18 protein-coding genes are annotated in these 18,267 nt (G+C 63.3%); 6 read left to right on the top strand and 12 right to left on the bottom strand.

Annotated features, from left to right (window positions below):
• Window positions 1–184 precede the first annotated feature (184 nt).
• Window positions 185–1,165, bottom strand: coding sequence for an aromatic ring-hydroxylating oxygenase subunit alpha (locus FV139_RS18120; protein ID WP_148069898.1), 981 nt, complete (start codon window positions 1,163–1,165; stop codon window positions 185–187).
• Between the two features lie 271 nt (window positions 1,166–1,436).
• On the opposite strand from FV139_RS18120, the gene FV139_RS18115 reads away from it, so the two are divergent.
• The 3 genes from FV139_RS18115 to FV139_RS18105 are packed head-to-tail and all read left to right on the top strand — an operon-like array spanning window position 1,437 to window position 3,913.
• Window positions 1,437–2,207 (top strand): SDR family NAD(P)-dependent oxidoreductase, encoded by a 771-nt coding sequence (locus FV139_RS18115; RefSeq protein WP_148069897.1) that lies wholly within the window; start codon window positions 1,437–1,439, stop codon window positions 2,205–2,207.
• Window positions 2,208–2,210: 3 nt separating this feature from the next.
• The gene (locus FV139_RS18110) at window positions 2,211–2,852 is read left to right on the top strand and encodes a nuclear transport factor 2 family protein (RefSeq protein WP_148069896.1); all 642 of its coding nucleotides are present in this window, start codon (window positions 2,211–2,213) and stop codon (window positions 2,850–2,852) included.
• A gap of 2 nt (window positions 2,853–2,854) precedes the next feature.
• Entirely contained in the window at window positions 2,855–3,913 is a 1,059-nt protein-coding gene (locus FV139_RS18105) for an alkene reductase (RefSeq protein ID WP_148069895.1), read from the top strand.
• Between the two features lie 10 nt (window positions 3,914–3,923).
• On the opposite strand, the gene FV139_RS18100 is transcribed toward FV139_RS18105, so the two are convergent.
• The 7 genes from FV139_RS18100 to FV139_RS18070 form a co-directional block, all read right to left on the bottom strand.
• Window positions 3,924–4,364 (bottom strand): ion channel, encoded by a 441-nt coding sequence (locus FV139_RS18100; protein WP_148069894.1) that lies wholly within the window; start codon window positions 4,362–4,364, stop codon window positions 3,924–3,926.
• Entirely contained in the window at window positions 4,358–5,410 is a 1,053-nt protein-coding gene (locus FV139_RS18095; protein ID WP_148069893.1) for a DUF2955 domain-containing protein, read from the bottom strand. Before FV139_RS18095 ends, FV139_RS18100 begins: the two co-directional genes overlap by 7 nt.
• Window positions 5,410–6,570 carry an HlyD family secretion protein gene (locus tag FV139_RS18090; protein ID WP_148069892.1) on the bottom strand — a complete coding sequence of 387 codons (1,161 nt, stop codon included), beginning with the start codon at window positions 6,568–6,570 and terminating at the stop codon, window positions 5,410–5,412. Before FV139_RS18090 ends, FV139_RS18095 begins: the two co-directional genes overlap by 1 nt.
• Window positions 6,567–8,096: an efflux transporter outer membrane subunit gene (locus tag FV139_RS18085; protein ID WP_235898717.1), complete on the bottom strand. Its 1,530-nt coding sequence runs from the start codon at window positions 8,094–8,096 to the stop codon at window positions 6,567–6,569. The genes FV139_RS18090 and FV139_RS18085 overlap by 4 nt, the downstream gene beginning before the upstream one ends.
• Window positions 8,093–9,214: an AI-2E family transporter gene (locus FV139_RS18080; RefSeq protein WP_148069891.1), complete on the bottom strand. Its 1,122-nt coding sequence runs from the start codon at window positions 9,212–9,214 to the stop codon at window positions 8,093–8,095. The genes FV139_RS18085 and FV139_RS18080 overlap by 4 nt, the downstream gene beginning before the upstream one ends.
• A 127-nt stretch (window positions 9,215–9,341) precedes the next feature.
• Window positions 9,342–11,474: a pyrroloquinoline quinone-dependent dehydrogenase gene (locus FV139_RS18075; protein ID WP_213004163.1), complete on the bottom strand. Its 2,133-nt coding sequence runs from the start codon at window positions 11,472–11,474 to the stop codon at window positions 9,342–9,344.
• Complete coding sequence (locus tag FV139_RS18070; protein ID WP_148069889.1) at window positions 11,461–12,219, bottom strand: SDR family NAD(P)-dependent oxidoreductase; 759 nt, start codon at window positions 12,217–12,219, stop codon at window positions 11,461–11,463. Before FV139_RS18070 ends, FV139_RS18075 begins: the two co-directional genes overlap by 14 nt.
• Window positions 12,220–12,335: 116 nt before the next feature.
• Between FV139_RS18070 and FV139_RS18065 the strand changes: the two genes are divergently transcribed.
• The gene (locus tag FV139_RS18065) at window positions 12,336–13,433 is read left to right on the top strand and encodes an AraC family transcriptional regulator (RefSeq protein WP_148069888.1); all 1,098 of its coding nucleotides are present in this window, start codon (window positions 12,336–12,338) and stop codon (window positions 13,431–13,433) included.
• A gap of 101 nt (window positions 13,434–13,534) precedes the next feature.
• Window positions 13,535–14,287 (top strand): SDR family NAD(P)-dependent oxidoreductase, encoded by a 753-nt coding sequence (locus FV139_RS18060; RefSeq protein WP_148069887.1) that lies wholly within the window; start codon window positions 13,535–13,537, stop codon window positions 14,285–14,287.
• Window positions 14,288–14,299: 12 nt separating this feature from the next.
• Here the strand turns inward: FV139_RS18060 and tauD are convergent, their stop codons facing one another.
• The 3 genes from tauD to FV139_RS18045 all read right to left on the bottom strand — a co-directional run bounded on the left by tauD (window position 14,300) and on the right by FV139_RS18045 (window position 17,249).
• On the bottom strand, window positions 14,300–15,124 hold the full coding sequence (gene tauD / locus FV139_RS18055) for a taurine dioxygenase (protein WP_148069886.1): 825 nt from the start codon (window positions 15,122–15,124) through the stop codon (window positions 14,300–14,302).
• Window positions 15,125–15,189: 65 nt separating this feature from the next.
• On the bottom strand, window positions 15,190–16,554 hold the full coding sequence (locus FV139_RS18050) for a sensor histidine kinase (RefSeq protein ID WP_148069885.1): 1,365 nt from the start codon (window positions 16,552–16,554) through the stop codon (window positions 15,190–15,192).
• A 5-nt stretch (window positions 16,555–16,559) separates the two neighbouring features.
• On the bottom strand, window positions 16,560–17,249 hold the full coding sequence (locus FV139_RS18045) for a response regulator (protein WP_148069884.1): 690 nt from the start codon (window positions 17,247–17,249) through the stop codon (window positions 16,560–16,562).
• A gap of 182 nt (window positions 17,250–17,431) precedes the next feature.
• Between FV139_RS18045 and FV139_RS18040 the strand changes: the two genes are divergently transcribed.
• Entirely contained in the window at window positions 17,432–17,905 is a 474-nt protein-coding gene (locus tag FV139_RS18040) for a Spy/CpxP family protein refolding chaperone (RefSeq protein WP_148069883.1), read from the top strand.
• A 155-nt stretch (window positions 17,906–18,060) separates the two neighbouring features.
• Here the strand turns inward: FV139_RS18040 and FV139_RS21160 are convergent.
• A partial coding sequence (locus FV139_RS21160; RefSeq protein ID WP_213004162.1) for a hypothetical protein occupies window positions 18,061–18,267 on the bottom strand: 207 nt, incomplete at its 5' end.

Here is an 18,267-nt window from a genome sequence, read left to right as displayed (position 1 = left end):
TCATGTGATACATAAAACTAATACATTGGGAATATATCAGCAAGGGGGCTATAGTTTATCCAACTCAAGATGTTGCGCTCGGTTATCCCTGGCCGACGCAGAGCGCCAATCCCCCGGCGCAGATGGTAACCCCATCCAGGTCTAAGCAAGAGTTATTTTGAACCCGCCGCAAGGCGGGTTTTTTTTACACCAGAAACTGCCCGTACCATTTCCGGAACCTGGCGAAGGGGCCGTCGTTGTCGCACAGCATGGGCTTTTCGAAGTATTTCTTGCGCGCCCAGATAATGCGGTCTTCTTCCATCTGTTTGCGGATGTCGGCCACGATGGCATCGGCGACACCGCCTACGGGTTCTTTGCCATCGACCTTTTTCTGGATAAAGGCGTAGAAGGCTTTGCAGTTTTCCTCGTCTACCGGCGTCAGGTTGGCCATCAGCACGGTGTCACAGATCCCGCTGAAGCGGACCACCGCCTGACCGGGGCCAACGTTGGCGTTGTCGATCACCCCGGTGATTTCTCCCCGGGGGGTCTGCATCTTGCTCACCAGCCGGCTGCGGCGGCGGATACCGTCAAATTCAGTGACATCCGGGGTGGGGATGTTCTGGGTGCCGTGCACGTAGAGGAAGTGTGCGGCATCTACGGAGTTTTCGCCCACCTCCTGGGTGTGGGTGGCAATGTCCCACTCGTGAATCTTCAGTGAACCCCACTCGCTGTTGTCCGCTGCCGCCTCGGGCACCCGGTCGGGCTCAAAGGCCGGTTCGATGTCCTGTGGGTGGTACCAGACGAAGATGCACTGGTTCATCTCGCGCACGTGCCAGGGTTTGATCACCGTTTCGCAGCGCGCCACTCTGGGCGGTGGGTTATTGGCGTAGGGCACGTCGGTGCATTTCCCTTCACCGTTATAGGCCCAGCCGTGGAAGGGGCAGATGATGGAATCGCCGCGCACTTCCGAGCCGCCGCCGGCCTGACCGCGAATGCCGTAGCCCAGGTGGGCGCCCATGTGCGGGCAGTAGGCGTCCAGTACTTTGACCTCGCCGCTTTCGGTACGGAACATCACCAGGTCGGTATCGAAGTAGCGCAGGGGCTTTGATTCGGCCACTGCCAGCTCGTGGGAGTAGGCCACCTGGAACCAGCCGAAGGGCATTGGTAGCGGGATGCGTTTGCTCATTGTTGTCACCTGTGTCGTCACAAAAGTTGTCGAAGAAGTTGTCACAAAAGTTGTCGTGTGTTGTCGATGACTTCACTGTAGGTCAGCTCCTGCCGGCTTTGAACGACTTGCAAAAACTGTCTGCTTCGTTACTCGCGTAAATACCTATACCCCAGGAGCAAATCAGGCCCGGTAGCGGTAAATCGGGCGCTTGGCAAGGCCCCGATTCGTTGACCCTGTCTCGCCCCGGCGCCTAAGCTTTGCCCAGTGAAATTAACAGTGGGAAACAGCCATGAGACTCAAGGACAAGGTAGCCATCATCACCGGAGCCAGCCAGGGCATCGGTGAAGCGACAGCCCGCCGCTTCGCAGAAGAGGGCGCGCGGGTGGTGCTGGCGGCCCGTCGCCAGGAGCAGCTCGACAGTATCGTGAGGGAGATCGACGCCGCGGGTGGCACAGCCACCGCTCACGCCACCGATATCAGCGACGAGGATGCGGTAAAGGGCCTGGTGGAGGCGGCGGTTGCCGCCTTCGGCAAGGTGGACATTATCGTCAACAACGCGGTGTTGATGGTGCCCGGTATGCTGGCCAGCCACGACACCCGGGCCTGGCGCCAGAATTTCACCGTGTCCCTGGACGGCGCCATGTTCCTGATGCGCGAAGCGTATCGTCAGTTGGCGGAGCACGGCGGCGCGGTAGTCAACGTGGCTTCGGTCTGCGGTCTTGCCGGTTCCGTAGGGACAGCCGGTTACTCGGCGGCCAAGGCCGCGATGCTGGGGCTGTCCCGCAATGCGGCCATCGAATGGGGCGGCAAGGTGCGCGTCAACACGGTGATTCCCGGCGCCTTCCTGACCCCGCCCACCGAATCCCTGATGCCCGATGAGCAATCGCAGCAGGCCACGGCGAAGTCGATTCCCGTCAAACGGATTGGCGATCCCCGGGAGTGCGCCAATGCCATCCTGTTCCTGGCCAGTGATGAGGCTTCCTATATCACCGGTGCGGAACTGGTGGTGGATGGCGGGCGTACCGCTGAACTCAACACTGGCACCGCCAGTTGGGACTGAGCTATGAGTGATCTGGATCTGGCCGGGCGCATCGACCGCCTGGAGTCCCTGGACGAAATCCGCCAGTTAGCCGCCAAGTATTCCCTGTCGCTGGACATGCGGGACCTGGATGCCCACGTGAACCTGTTTGCACCGGATATCCGGGTCAGCCGCGAATTGAGCGGGCGCGCCCAGCTCAAGCGCTGGCTCGACGATACCCTGCGTCTGCAGTTCACCGGTACATCGCACCATATCGGCAATCACATCATCGAGTTCGATGACGCCGACCATGCCCACGGTGTGGTGTACTCCAAGAACGAGCACGAAACGCCCTGTGCCAACGGTGACAGCGAGTGGGTCATCATGCAGATGCTCTACTGGGACAACTACGAGCGTATCGACGGCCGCTGGTATTTCCGCCGGCGCCTGCCCTGTTACTGGTATGCCACCGACCTCAACAAACCCCCGACCGGCGATGACAAGATGCGCTGGCCAGATCGTGAAGCCTACGAAGGCGCCTATCATGCGCTGTGGCCGAGCTGGGCCGAGTTCTGGGCCAATCCCCCCGGCGACGAGGAGCCCCAGGTGGCGGCGCCGGCACCACTGGAAGAGTTCCTGGCCACCATGCGCCGCGGCGCACCTGAACCGAAGATACGAGTGAGATAGGTATGGATCTGTTCACCCCCCTGCAACTGGGTGATCTCGAGTTGCGCAACCGCATTTTCATGGCGCCGATGACGCGCAGTCGCGCCGACACCCACGCGGTGCCCACGGCCGACATGGTGGAATACTATCGCCAGCGCGCCGGCGCCGGACTCATTGTCACCGAAGGTATCGCCCCGAGTGCCGATGGGCTCGGGTATTGCCGTACGCCCGGCATCTATAATTCGGCCCAGCTGGCAGCCTGGCGCGAAGTGACCGACGCCGTCCATGCCGAAGGCGGGCATATCTGTGCCCAGTTGATGCACGTCGGCCGGGTCGCCAACGTACTCAACAAACCGGCGGGCAGCAGTACTGTCGCGCCGTCGGCGATTCGCGCCGAGGCGGAGATGTTCACCGACCAGCAGGGCATGCAACCTATGGACGATCCCCGGGCCCTGACGCTCGAGGAAATACCAGCGGTTGTTGAGGAATATCGGCAGGCCGCGCTCAACGCCTTCGAGGCCGGGTTCGACGCGGTGGAGTTGCACTGTACCAGTGGCTACCTCCCGGCCCAGTTCCTGAGCACGGGAACGAATACCCGGGAAGACGCCTACGGCGGCCCGGTGGAGAATCGCGCCCGTTTTGTGCTCGAAGTGCTCGATGCCCTGTGCAGCGTGCGCGGTGCCGGCAGGGTGGGCATGCGCATCTGCCCCGGCAACCCCTTCAATGACCTGTACGACGAGGACCCTGAAGCAACCTTCGACTACCTGCTGGCTGAGGCGGCCAGGCGGGATCTCGCCTACCTGCACGTGATTCGTATGCCGAAGGGGCCCGTCGACAACCTTGCACTGGGGCAGCGCTATTTCAGTGACCGACTGGTGGTGAATGAGAGCTACTCTTTCGAAGAGGGCCAGGCGGCGGTGGCCACCGGGGTCGCTGCCGCGGTGTCCTACGGTCGCCCCTTTATCGGCAATCCCGACCTGGTCGAACGCTGGCGGGGAGGTTATGCCCTGGCGGACTTCGACCTGTCCCGGTTATATACCCCTGGCGCCGAGGGTTATACCTCCTATCCCGCTGCCAGCTGAGGGAGCCGAGTCACTGCCGGTCTGATGTACTCGCGTCGCCGTGGACCTTCATTGCCTCACCGAAGGCGCGGGACAGGGCGGCAGTCGACACGCCAATCATCAGGGCACCGTGCACCGCTTCCAGTGGTCCGAGCAGCCGGTGTTGCTCGGACATCACGATGTCGCCATAGCCCAGGGTGGCGAAGTTTACCGCGGAGTGGTAGATCGACAGGCCCAGGCTATCGAACTCTCCGAGGCTGTAGAACAACAGGGCCCACACACTGATCTGCACCACATTGCCAATGATGAGAATGAGCATCAGGCCGGTGACGACCCGCATGGCCGCGAGAAACGCCGAGGGCATATGGTTGCGGCGACGGCTGTAATAGCGCAGCGCCCAGACCACCAGCAGGCCCTGCAAAATGAGGCAGACCGCCATGGTGGTCATGCCCAGTAACACGTTGATCAACATGGTCTCGACTCCTTGAAGCGTCGGCTCATCCGGCGCTGGCGCCACCACTCCAGCAGCGACAGGGCGAATACCGCGTACACGGCCACCAGCAGGAACAGGGCCATGCGCACGATGAAGGCCTGGTAGACGTCCTTGCCGTTGGCGCTGTCCTGGACCGCGGAACCCAGCAGGATAAGCATGGTAGTGAGTGTGTTGACCCAGAAGCCGGGGCCGAGGCGACTGGCATGGGCGCCATAGGCGCGTGCCGCGATCAGCAGGGCAAACAGCAGTGTCCAGACCGCGAAAAACCACAGTTGCACTGCCAGGCTGAGACACATCCACAGCGCAATGGCACAAACCCCGCCAAAGGCCGTGGAGCCAATCATTTCCCGGGCCGCCCCGCGCAGTTTGACGTCAGAGGCCTCCCTCCCCAGCAGGATACTCTTCACCGTGACGGGCAGGTAGGCAGCGGGGTTGCTGAGGGTCAGCAAAAAGGCGGGCAGGATGACCAGGGTTGCACGCAGCGAGCGCCAGTGGCCATCTTCCGTGGCCGCGGCCGCAGGGACAGGAGCGTTTTGGGGCTGTGGATCTTCGGGAAACAGCAGGTAGGCCAGCCACAGGCTCGCGATGGCCAGTGCAGTGCCCACCACCAGGGCGATGATGAGGGCCGAGGCCAGGGCCTGGCTCACAGTGCTGGCGGCGGGAATGGCCGTCAGCCCCAGGGCGAGCAGGGTGGCTGGCGCGTCCTTGCCGCCGACGATGGCGAGCTGGCTGCTGACGTACAGGCCCAGGCCGATCAGGAGCAATGCCGAGACCGGCGCGTATTGCAGCAGTGGGCCAAGCAGTACCCCCACACTGAACATCAGGGTGAGGATGAGCAGGAGAACGAAACTCTGTTTGGCGCCGGGTGGCGGCTGCGCCGTTGCGCCCAGCACCACCGCCATCAGGGGGGCGATGAAGGGCAGGGGTATGGCCAGGCCGTAGGCGGTTGTCAGCGCCAGGGTCGCTGTCAGGGCCAGCCTGAAGCTGCGGCGTGCGGCCAGTGGCAGGCGGTGAAGCGCAGGCATCAGTAGGCGTAGGAGACAATGCTCAGCAGGCGAATGTACAGTCGCCCGAGCAGGCCGAGAATCGGGTGCCCCTCACTGTAGGCGATGACCGACGCCTGGCCTCCCACCCTGAGCTGTTGCAGCACCTCCGCGGAGACCGGCTTTTCGAATTCCACCTGTACCGGAAAGCGCTGGGCCTGGCGCAACCAGTCGCGGCTGTTCTGGATGCTGGGGAGAGCGCCGGGAGGCGGCGAGTTACCGGCGCTGACACCAATGCCCACGTTGGCCACCTTGCCCTTGAGCACGGCGCCGGGCAGGGCGTCGAGCAGGATTTCCACGGCGGTACCGGGTTTGAGATGGCCGAGGTTGTTTTCGGTGTACTCCGCGTTGATCCAGATCTCCTCCATCGCCACCAGTGTCAATACCGGGCTGCCGGTACCGGCAAACTGGCCCACCTCGGCCCGGAGGTCGGTGATGATGCCCGCTGACTGTGCCACCACATTGGTGTTGTCCAGGTCCAGTTGGGCTTTTTCGACTCCGGTACGCGCGGTCTGTAACAGGGTGTTGTTGGCCTCATCGGCGCCGCCCTTCTGTTCGATGGCAGCCTGTATCTGGGCCCGGGCGGCGGCGACGTTGGCACGGGCCTGCTCCAGGTTAGCTTCTGAAACTTCCAGGCGGCGTTCGGAGATGGTGCCCGGGTCGTCACTGCGCAGGCGCTTCAGCCGGGTAAAGTCCTGCTCGGCCTTGCGCTGGCCGGCCAGGGCGGCCACCAGGTTGGCCTCGGCCTTGGTGACCCCGGCATCGCCGGCGGCGACTTGCTGGCGGGCATTGTCGAGGTCGGAGTTGGCTTTTTGCAGAGCGATTTCGTACTGGGAGCGATCGATGGTGAACAGGGGCTGCCCGGCCTTTACCCGCTCGTTATTGCGGACCTCGACCGCCGTGACCAGCCCCGCCACCTTCGGTGCGACGCCCACCACGTAGCCCTGTACCCGGGCCTGTGAGGTATAGGGAGTAAAGCGATCCGCCATCAGGTACCAGGCCAGGGTCACCACGATCAGCGCGAGAATAACCAGAGCGCCGCGATTGACGGAGCTAGTGGCATCGGGTGGGGTCGTTGTGCTGTCACTGCCGGGAGCGCCGCTGTCTTCCCGGGCCGCAGTGCCTTCGCTCGTTTCGCTCATGGTGTTGTTCCTGGTGGGGGAGGCTCGGCCAGCGGGGCGTCCAACAGGTCACCCCAGTTGCTGCGCTCCTGCATACGTTCGCGGGTCTCTGTGGGCACCAGCGACTCGACGGGCGTGTTCTCCCAGCCGCCGCCAAGGGCCTTGTAGAAACTGATGAAGGCGGCGACATGCTGGCCGCGATTCACCGTGGCCCGGTCGGTCTGGGCAAAGGTGGCCGCCTGGGCGTTGAGTACGCGCTGGAAATCCGAGTAGCCCTCTCTGTAGCGACGGGTGGCGATTTCCAGCGAGCGTTCCGCGGCGCTCACCGACTCATCGAGGATCGCCTGGCTGGTGCCGGTGGTGGCGATCAGGCTCGCGGCCTCATCGATTTCCCGGGCTGCGCCCAGTACGGTGTTGCGGTAGTTTTCCAGCGCCTGCTCCAGGCGGGCGTCCTGGACCCGCACATTGTTACGCAGGCGGCCGTAGTTGAAGATATTCCAGCTCAGGCCCGGCCCCCCGGCTATGAGGGTTTTGTCGCCCAGCAGCTCGGTGCTGTTGCCGGACCAGCCCAGTGTGCCGACCAACGTCAGGGAGGGATAGAGGTCAGCTTCGGCGATGCCGATCTGGGCGGACTGTGCCGCCGCCTGCCAGGCGGCCGTGCGCACATCCGGGCGCAGCACCAGTAATTGCGCGGGGAGGTCGGCCAGTTCCGGTGCCGCCAGATCCGGCAGCGAACTACTGATGCCCTGCAGTTCCGGCAGGGGAGCGGGCGGGCGTCCGAGGAGAGCGCACAGGGCATTGCGCTGCTGCACCAGGGCCTGCTCCAGGGCGGGTATGGTGGCCCGGGTAGCGAGGTACTGGGCCCGCGCCTGCTGCAGGTCCAGCTCGGAATCCTGACCGCTCTTGTACAGCCGCTCGGTGATCTCGAAGCTGCGTTTCTGCAGGGCTTCGTTGTGGTGGGCGATCTCAATACGCTGCAGGGTGGTTTTATAGGCGTAGTAGAGGTTCGCGACCTGGGATGCCAGCAATACCTGCACGTCGCGCTGTGCCGCAACCGAGGAAAAATACGCGGCATCGGCCGATTCCACACCGCGCCGGAAGCGTCCCCAGAAGTCCAGTTCCCAGCCGATATCAAAGGATGCCGCAGAGGAGCGCACCTCACTGTCGCGCTCGAAAGCACCGCCGTGGTACTCCTGCCGGGCCCAGGCCGCGGAGGCGTTGATCTGTTGTACCTGGGGGTGCTGCAGGCCGGTGGCAATACCCTGCAGAGCGCGGCTTTCGAGTATGCGCAGGCCGGCGATACGCAGAGCCGGGTTTTCGCGGCGCGCGGTGTCTATCAGCGCATTGAGGGTCGGGTCGTCGAAGCGCTGCCACCAGCGGTCGATGCCCGCTGCGCCGGATTCGACGGTGACCTGGCTGTAGAGTGCCGGTTGCCACTGGGCGAGCCAGTCGGGATCCGGCTCGCGAAAGTCGGGCCCCAGTGGCGTACAGGCAACTGTCAGCAGCGTCAGTAGCGCCGCGGCCAGCCTCCCGCCGGTGTGTTTCACTGGGTGCTGGCTTCTTCTTCGGGCTGCGCCGCGGTTGTGTCTTCGGGGGGCAGCCCGTCATTCACCCAGGCCATGAACAACTGGTAGGCCACCGAGAGAATGACCGCACCCACAAACAGGCCGAGAATGCCACTGCTCAGCATGCCGCCGATGGCGCCAATCAGCACGATGGGCATCGGCACGGCGAGGCCACGACCCAGCAACAGGGGCTTGAGGACATTGTCCGCCAGGCCCGCCGCCAACAGATACACGCTGGTGACGATATTGACGAGACTGGAGGCCTCACCGGCCACCCAGATCCAGGCGATGGCCGGCAGGACGATGATCGCAGCGGGTACCTGTGCGATACCAAGAACAAGCGTGATTACCGCGAGGATACCGGCGGCGGGAATGCCTGCTACGAGGAAGCCGATGCCGAGCAGTACCGCTTGTATGAAGGCAACACCCACCACCCCAACCGCCACGGAACGCACGGTGGCCACGGCCAATTGGTGTATTTCAGTGCCCGTTTTGGGGCCGCAGATACGGGTGAAAATTCGATTGGTGCTCTGGGCCCCGGGTTTGGCATAGGCCATCATGATGCCAGCCAGGATCAGGGCGCCGACAAACAACAGCACCGTGCTCAAGGCGCCTCCAAACGCCGAGGCCAAACTGCGAGTGAGTTCGGCGAGCCGTTCATGGTTCTTGGCGACAAACTCTTCCATATTGTCCGCCGCAGACGACCAGGCGGCGTAGACCTTTTCACCCACCACCGGCCAGTTTTCCACCTGGGGGCGTGGTTCAGGTATCTCCAGGGTTCCGGCTTGCATGCTCTGTTGCAGGCTCAATACATGATCGACGACCGATATACCCAGAAACGCGGTGGGTACACCGAGTGACAGGACCAGGGTCAATATCATCAGGGTGGCTGCGCGGCCGTTGGATACTCCGATACCCGCGGCGATTTTCTCGTTAAGGGGGTAGAGGGCAATTGCCAGCACGATGGCCCACACCATCAACCCGAGGAAGGGCGAAAAAACCCGGTAGGAAAACCATACCAGCAGAAACAGCAGTCCAAGCCGCACCGCGGTATCGATAAGGTGGGTGGGGGTACGACTGGAATCCGGAGATGAGTCCATGGTTGGAGCCTCGCGATTTGTTATTGCCGGCCCCCGCAGATTCCCGCAACCGGTGGCTACGGGACGGGAGTTTGCCGGCTATTATGCCTTCCCGGGGCCCGGACTGGCGAGTCCGGGCGTGTGAACTTTATTCGGGCAGGGCGAAAGCGAGATAGGTATCGCCGGTCGGGGTGCCGAGTTTACCCCCGGTACAGGCGATAACGAGAAACTGGCGGCCATTCACTGTGTAGGTGGCCGGAGTGGCGTAACCGGCCGCCGGCAGGGTGTATTGCCAGAGCAACTCACCGCTCTCCTTGTCGAAGATACGCAATTTCGCGTCGGAACTGGCGGCGATGATCAGCAGGCCCCCGGCAGTGACGACCGGGCCGCCGTAGTTGCGGGTACCGGTGGCTGGAATACCTTCTTTGGTCAGGTCCTCATATTCACCGAGGGGAATCTGCCAGCGGCGTTTGCCGGTAGTGAGATCGATGGCGGTCAGGGTGCCCCAGGGTGGTTTGACCGCGGGGTAGTAGCGCTCATCGACAAAGTCGCGGTAGCCGGCGAAGACATAGCGGGTTTCCTTTTCTGCGCTGTCATCCTCCGGTACGACTTCACCCCTGCTGTGGGCGAAGATATATTCGACCATGGCGTCCCGGTCATGTCGATTGAGATGGCCGAAGGGCATCATGCGCCCCTTGCCCTCGGTGATGATGCGCTGTGCGTCGCGCGGTTGCAGGCGTTCGGCTACGTCGGTCAGTGCCGGAGCGTAGGGATAAAAGCCCTCCAGGTTAATGCCGTGACACCCGCTGCAGTGCTGGCGGAACAAAAACTGCCCCATGCCGAGCTGGCTGCCGCGCTGGACTTCCACAGCCTCCATCTGCACCAGGTTCGGGACTTCCATGGCATTGATGTAGTAGGTATTGGTGTGCGGGTCGAAGGCGCCGCCGCCCCAGTTGGCACCGCCGTAGAATCCCGGAAACAGTACGCTCGGCTCGAGACCGGGCGGGCGCAGGTAGGCAAACGATTCCGCTTCGTCCCACAGTTTTTTTGCATGGGCGTGGGCGGCGGGATTGATGTCGCTCAAGTCTTCCGGGCTCATGGTCTGGCGGGTGAAGGGTTCCGGCAGGGTGACCATGGGCTGGCTGGGGAAGGCCTGCTCACCCGGTACCGCCGAGGGAGGAACCGCCACCTCTTCAATCGGGAACACGGGTTCGCCGCTGTCCCGGTCGAGCAGGTACAGCACGCCCTGCTTGCTGGCCTGGGCCAGCCACTGTTCGCGCCGGCCATCGCGGGTCACGTCTACCAGGGTCGGGGCCGAGCTCAGGTCGCGGTCCCACAGGTCGTGGTGGACCGCCTGGTAGTGCCACAGGCGTTTCCCGGTGTGCGCATCCAGGGCAATGATGCTGTTGCCAAACAGGTTGGCGCCGGCCCTTTCGGAGCCATCGAAGTCCGGTGCGGGGGAGCCGGTAGGCACATAGACCACCCCGCGTTCCTGGTCCAGGCTCATGCCGGCCCAGGCATTGGCGCCGCCCATGGTCTTCCACGCGTCTTTCGGCCAGGTGTCGTAACCGACCTCACCCGGGTGTGGAATGGTGTGAAAGGTCCAGGTGAGTTTGCCGCTCACCACGTCGTAGGCGCGAACGTCACCAGGGGCGGCTCCGGCCGTCTCGGTGACCGCCGAACCCATGATGATCAGGTTGCCGAACAGGGCCCCGGGGGAGGGGGCATTGATACTCACCAGTTCAGGATCGCGACCCAGCCCCTCGCGCAGATCGACCTTGCCGGCGTCACCGAAATCCTCCAGCAGTTTGCCGCTGGCTGCATCCAGCGCAAACAGGAAGTGACCGGTAGTGAATAGCAGGCGCGGCGCACGCTCTCCCTCTCCGGGCCAGTAGGTGACCCCGCGCATGTTGGACATGCCGGCGTGCGTAAGCGGCGGATTGTAGGTCCAGATCACCTCGCCGCTGGCCGCGTCCAGGGCGAATACGTTGTACAGGGGATTACGTCCATACAGGACGCCGTCAACGACGATGGGGTTGAATTGCAATTCCGAACTTGCCGGCAGTGCCTTGCCACCGGCACTGTCATAGCGCCAGGCCGGTACCAGCTGCGTCACGTTGTCGCGGTTTATCTGTGACAGGGCGGAGAAGTGGGTATTGCCCGGGTCGCCGCCATAGTGGCTCCAATGCCGGTAGCGGGCGTCATCGGCAGCGGCCGCAAGTGCTCCCAGCGACAGCGTACCGACGAGAGTACCGCAGAGAATCGCGCTAGCGGACCGCACCGCCACCATCCACGGAGAGAATTTGCCCGGTGATGAACGAGGCCCGGTCGGAACTCAGGAAGGTGACTGCCTCGGCGATTTCCTCGGGTTCGCCCAGGCGGTTCATGACCGCGGCCTTCTTCAGACCCTCGGCCATTTTGGGTTGCTCGGCGAAATACTTCTCCACCCCGGGGGTGCGAATGACACCCGGCGAAACCGCATTGATGCGAATGCCCTGGGCACCGTATTCGGCGGCGGCACTCTTGGTGAGGATATTGACACCTCCCTTGGCCGCCGCGTAAGCGGTGTTGAAGGCCTGGCCTTTGAGGGAGGAGTTGGAGGAGATATTGACGATGGCGCCGCCGCCGTTTACCAGCATTGCGGGAATCTCGTACTTCATGCAGAGCCAGGTGTTGGTAAAGCACATTTCAACCGTGCGGTCGAATTCCTCGCGCTCGAATTCGTGAATGGGCCCGTGCCCCCGGCTCAGGGCAGCGCTGTTGCAGGCGATGTCCAGGCGACCATAGGCCTCGACGGCGGTGCTCACCGTGTCGCGAACGGAATCCTCGTTGCTGACGTCGCCGTGAACAAATAACGCTGTGCCACCGGCGTCATTGATCAACCGGGCGGTTTCGTCGCCGGCTTCGGCGTTGAAGTCAGCGATGACCACTTTCGCCCCTTCCCGTGCGTAGGATTGCGCGATCGCGCGCCCGATGCCCTGACCGGCGCCGGTGACGATACCGACCTTGCCTTCGAGTAAGCCCATGGGATTCCTCCTGTTGGAATACGTATTGGCGGAGGGGCTATGCTACGCTGTCGCCTGCCGTGACCAAGCGCCGCAAGCACCAGATTAATAGACATAAACTGCCAGCGCACAGATCTATGAAAGACATTACCGTAAACGCCTACCAATTCAGCCGGCTGGTCGAATATCTTGAACGCCTGGGGCTGGACGCCGACGCACCGCTGGAGCGTGCCGGGTTGCTGGCGAGCCGGCTGGCGCGCTTGCCGCCGGACCATCCCCTGTCGGCCCAGCAGTATTCCCGCCTGTACAAAGGCGCCGTGGAGCAGATGCAGACCCTGGGCCAGTCGCTGCCCTGGGGGGCGGGTGTCGGCACCGAAAGTTTTGAGCTCAAATGCCATTGCCTGATCGGCGCCCGTACCCTTGGCGAAGCGCTGGGCCTGGCGCAGCGCTTCGATGAATTACTTTACCCCCTGTTGCGCTACCGCATTCGCCTGCTCGACGACGGTGCGAGGGCAAGTCTGTTTTACGACTGCGATGTCGACGACGAGGCGGAGGCCCTGATTCCGGAGCAGTGGACCCGGGAGGGCTTTTACCTGCCGGTCAGCCGCGCGTCCGGCCTGCTGGTGTGGCATGCCCTGTGCGGCTGGCTGACCGGCCAGCCGCTTGAGCTCGAGTCGGTTTCGGTGGCCGCGCCGTCCCGTGGCGACGCCTATACCCGGCGGCTGGAGGACGTGTTCCGCTGCCCGGTGCATTTCGATGCAACAGAGACAGCCTTGCAGTTTGATCGCGACTTTGTCGGGCGTCGTGTAGTGCAGACGGTGGCCTCGCTGAAAGAGTTTCTGGCCAACGCCGTGTACCAGCTGATTGCGATAGACCAGCAACAGGCCAGTACCAGTGCCGCCATCAAGTCGCTGATCACCATCGACCTGCCGGGGGCACTGCCCTCACTGGAATCGGTAGCGGCACAATTGTTGATGTCCGAGTCGAGCGTGCGCCGGCGGCTGCAGCGCGAGGGCACCAGTTACCAGGCCCTGAAAGACGAGGTTCGCTGCCAGGTGGCGATCGACAAACTGATCAACGAGGATGCGAAAGTCGCCGAGGTTGCAGAATACCTCGGCTTCACCGAACCCAGTTCATTTGTGCGTTCCTTCAAAACGTGGACCGGCCAGACCCCGCGCGGTTACCGCGACAACGTGCGCAGCCTGGGCGAAGTCTGGGATGGTAGCGCTGGCTGAACCACGGCCCTGAATCCCCCCTGATACGCCCCTGCCGGTTGTGAGTCCGGCGCTGGACTGACGTAGTCTTGTGGCCCTTCATACACAGGAGGGCTGTAGCAATGTTGCTGGAAAACAAGGTCGCACTGGTCACCGGTGCCGGGCAGGGTGTGGGTCAGGGAATCGCGCTGGCACTGGCGGCGGAGGGTGCCAAAGTGGCCGTTACCGGCCGCACCCTGGAAAAGCTGGAAAATACCTGCGCCGAAATTCAGGCCCGGGGTGGTGAGGCGCTGCCGCTGGTGTGCGACGTCAAATCTCCCGAGTCGTTGGCGTCGACGGTCGACGCCGTGGTCACGCATTTCGGCGGTCTCAATATTCTCGTCAACAATGCCCAGGAAGTGCCTCTCGGTACGCTCCACCAGGTGGATGAGGAGGCCTTCGCTCGCGGTTGGGAATCCGGACCGATGGCCACGTTCCGTCTCATGAAGCTGTGTTATCCCCACCTCAAGGGCGACGGCGTGATCGTCAACCTGGCCAGTTCCGCCGGCAAGCGCTGGGACATGACCGGCTACGGCGCCTACGCCGCCACCAAGGAGGCCATTCGCTCTCTTACCCGGGCGGCCGCCAGTGAGTGGGCGGTGGATGGCATCCGCACCAACGTTATCCTGCCCCATGCGATGTCGCCGGGCCTGGCGTGGTGGACCGAAAACAATCCAGAGGAAGCCGAGGCGTTTATCGCCACGATTCCCCAGCGTCGGATCGGCGACTGCGAAGCCGACATCGGCCGCTATGTGGCCATGCTGTGCAGCGATTATTCCAGCTACGTCAATGGCCAGAGTATCGGCCTGGACGGCGGTCAGGCCTATCTCGGTTAGTGCCGGGCAGCGTCAGTAGGGGCGGTCCCCGTCCACCACGATGCGCTCCATGCGCCGGTGCTGGGGAAAATAGTCGTTCACCGGTTTGTGCTGGGTGCTGCGGTTGTCCCAGATGGCAATGCTGTGGGGGCGCCACTGGAAGCGGCAGGTGAACTCGTCGGTGCGGGCGTGGGCATACAGGAAGTCGAGCACGGCGCGGCTTTCCGCCGGCTTGAGCTCCAGGATGCGAGTGGTGAACAGGCTGTTGACGAACAGCACCTTGCGGCCGGTTTCCGGGTGGGTCCGGATGACCGGGTGCACCACCGGCGGGTTGGCTTCCACGGCATCGGCCAGCCGTTCACGGCCCCCTTCCTCGGCCAGGCTTTCCTTGAAACCATAGCTGAAGTCGTGCTCGGCGGTGAGGCCGTCGAGCATGGACTTCATCGGCTCTGACAGCGCTTCGTAGGCAGCGGTCATGCTCGACCACAGGGTGTCGCCACCGCGCTCTGGCACGATCACCGATTTCAGGAAGGTGGCCATGGGCGGGTGCTGGCGGAAGGTCATGTCGGTATGCCAGGCCTCGATCTTGGTCGGTTTGTCGGCGGTGCTTTCGAGAATGGTGATTTCCGGAAAACCTTCGACGGTGGCATAGGCCGGGTGGGTCTGGAGGGGCCCGAAGGCGCTGGCCAGGGCGTGCTGGTGCGCTGGCGAGATGTCCTGGTCGCGAAAGAAAATCACCTCGTGGCGATTGAGCAGTTCGCGCAGTGTGTTGATCGCTGCAGTATCGAGTTCCCGGGACAGGTCGATACCGTAGATTTCGGCGCCGAGGGCACCGGCCATGGGTCTGGCTTCTAGCATGGTTATTGGGCTTCTGGGCTGAAACGAGCGCCGATTTTAGCACCGCTGGCGGCCAGCGCCAGCGCTTACAGCTCCTCGCTGGCGGGAAGTTCCACCGTTACCTGCAACCCCGGGTGGCAGTTGCTGGCCTGGATATTACCCCCGTGCTGCTCGACTGCACGCTTGGCGATGGACAGGCCCAGGCCGTGGCCACCGGTGTCGCGGCTGCGAGCCGTGTCCACCCGGTAAAAGGCATCGAAAATACGCTGCAATTCCTCGTCGGGAATGCCCGGGCCGGTGTCCCGCACGCTGATCACGTAGCGGCTTTCTCGCCCGCTGAGATGGACTTCCACCCGGGAGCCGGGAGGGCTGTGGTGCACCGCATTGCGCAGGATGTTCTCGAAGGTCTTGCGCAACAGGTCGCCGCGGGTGGCCACCAGCGCCTGCTCCAGCTCACATTGCAGGTGCACGTGACGGTCGCCTGCACGGGCCTCGAAGTCGGCATCGGCACAGAGCTGGCGCAACAGGGCCAGCAGGTCGATATGCTCATCCAGCGGCCGTCCATTGCCCTGGGCGCTCAGCAACTGGCCGACCAGTTCGTCCAGCCGTTCCACCTCTCGCTCCAGGCGCTGGAACTGGGTGGCGGAGGGTTTCTCGGGCTGCTGGGCGAGGGCCAGGGCGATTTTCATCCGCGCCAGGGGAGAGCGCAGCTCGTGGGAGACGTCACTCAACAAGCGCTTTTGCGCTTCTATCCTGCGCTGCAACTGTTCCGCCATACTGTTGAAGCTGCGCGCCACCTCGTCGGCCTCGTCGCCGCCGCGCCCACGGACGTCGATCCGGGTATCGAGATTGCCGGCCGCGAGGGCCCGCGCTGCCTCGCGCAGGCGTTCCAGCCGGCCGGTCATGAGACGGGACAGAAAGTAACTGAGCAGCCCGCTGATCAGCACGGCCAGGGTGATGCGCAACCAGAGCTTGTCCCCGAGCGCGCGCAGCAGCGAGCCGCGGCGGTCATCGCGGGCCATCAGGACGGCCCTCAGCAGACCCTGTTGCTCGCGGTAGATGAGATGAGCGGCCACCGGCGGGGCGTGCTCCCGGCGCAGCAGCACCCGACGCTGCCCCCGCCCGAGCTGATCCGCCGCCAGGCGTGCCGCGTCAGGGACATCCCGGCCGAGCAGATCCTCACCCTCAGAGTCCAGCAGGAAGATATCGGTATGATGGCGCGGGTCACCGTTGCGCAGCAGTTCCACCAGTTCCTCGTCGCCGAGATTCTGCATCTGGTAGATCAGCCGCAGCATGAACCGTGGCGGCGGCCCCGGGCGCTCCACATCGATCACTTCCTCGGGCAGCGATTCGAAATAGCGGGCCGCCAGCATCCAACTGGCGAGGATCATGGTACTGATCAGCCAGAATCCGACAAAGAGCTTGATATACAGGTTATTGGATAATCTCATCCGGGCTATCCAGCACTCTCCGGGGCGTACTGGTAACCGGCGCCGCGTACGCTCAGGATGAGATTGTCACCGCCCAGCTCCGCCAGTTTGCGGCGGATTTTGCTGACGTGGACATCAATACTGCGGTCGTAGGCCGACAGCGGGCGCCCCAGCGCTTCCTGGCACAGGGTGTCTTTGTCCACTACCTGCCCGGCGCGAGCCAGCAGGCTGTAGAGCACATTGAATTCGGCACTGGTCAGGGCCAGCGTTGTACCGTCGTATATGGCCTGGCGCTGGCTGCTGTTGAGATTGAGCCGTCCCACCTGCAATTCACTCGCAGGGCTGTCCTCCATGCGGGTGCGCCGCAGGATCGCCCGCAGTCGGGCGGCCAGTTCCCGCGGGTTTGCGGGTTTGGGCAGGTAGTCGTCGGCCCCGAGCTCCAGGCCGACAATACGGTCGGTGTCTTCTCCCCGGGCCGTGAGCATCAGCACCGGCGTGCGCGAGAAGGCGCGCAGGCCGCGCAGTACGTCGAGGCCCTGCATGCCCGGCAGCATGATGTCGAGCACGATGGCGTCATAGCTGTGGTCGCGGCAGTGGGCGAGGGCGCGTTCACCGTCGTGCTGGGCATGTACTGTAAACCCTTCAAGGCTGAGGAATTCTGCCAGCAGGTCACACAGTTCGGTGTCGTCGTCGATCAGGAGGATATTGGCGTCCATGGCTCTGTATTACCGGGATTTTGGCTGATTGTCTGCGTTCGCGGCGGCGCTGTCACGCCACTTAACCTCCAGAGGCCCTTCTTAACACTTCTTTACCGGCTCGCTGCGGAGCTTAACCGGCGTCTTGCCTACACTGGTTCCAACTCCTGCACAGAGCAGGATTCAGCCACAAGGAGAGACCCATGAAACACCTGCTGAAACATACCCTGTCAGCCACCGGGCTGAGTATTGCCCTGATCGGTGCGGGTACCGCCCTCGCTGGCCCTGGACCCGGTGGCCCCCACGATGGCGGCCGCATGCTGGCCAAGATGGCCGAGGAACTGGAGCTGACGGAAGAGCAACAGGGCAAGATCAAGGCCATTTACGCCAGCAGCCGGGAGCAGGGCGCGGCGGATCGCGAGCGACTGCACGAATTGAAACAACAGATGCGCGCCAGTGAAGGCGACTTTGATGAGGGCAGCGCGCAAAAAGCCGCCGACGAGATTGGCGAGATCACCAGCCGCATGACGTACCAGCGCGCCAGCGCCCAGCACCAGGTGCGCGAGGTGCTCAGCGATGAGCAGCGCGCGGAGCTGGACGAAATGATGGAGCAACGCAAGGAGCGCGGCGAACGCCGCTGGGGCAAGCACCGCCCTGACCAGGAGCCCACCGAATAGGGGGGACTCCATACCACTTCCCCTGTACTTGGGGTGGCCGCCGCCACCCCTTTTTTATTTATACTGTGCACTTTTGTCATGCTTTGCACAGTGAACCCGCACGCGCTCCCTCAGTGGATCTGTGAATTTCACGCTTCGTGTGAGGAATTTCGGACTCACACTCCTGCGAAGACCTCACATTCCAGACTGAACGTGTCGTAGTCGCAAGTCAGACGAGTCTTACGATGGAGTGCCTGTGGGGGCCGGAGCCCTTCCGGGACCGTCAGCGGCATGGATGCCGCTGTCGAGCCCCCATGGATGATGAGATGGTCTCCTCCCCCACCTTTATCGGCGTCGCGATGCGCCAAAATAGATATGTCGAT

This window comes from Parahaliea maris (genome assembly GCF_008064665.1).
Taxonomy (GTDB): Bacteria; Pseudomonadota; Gammaproteobacteria; order Pseudomonadales; family Halieaceae; genus Parahaliea; species Parahaliea maris.
Note: the sequence above shows the minus strand (reverse complement) of the source record. Positions and strands in the feature narration are given on the sequence as shown.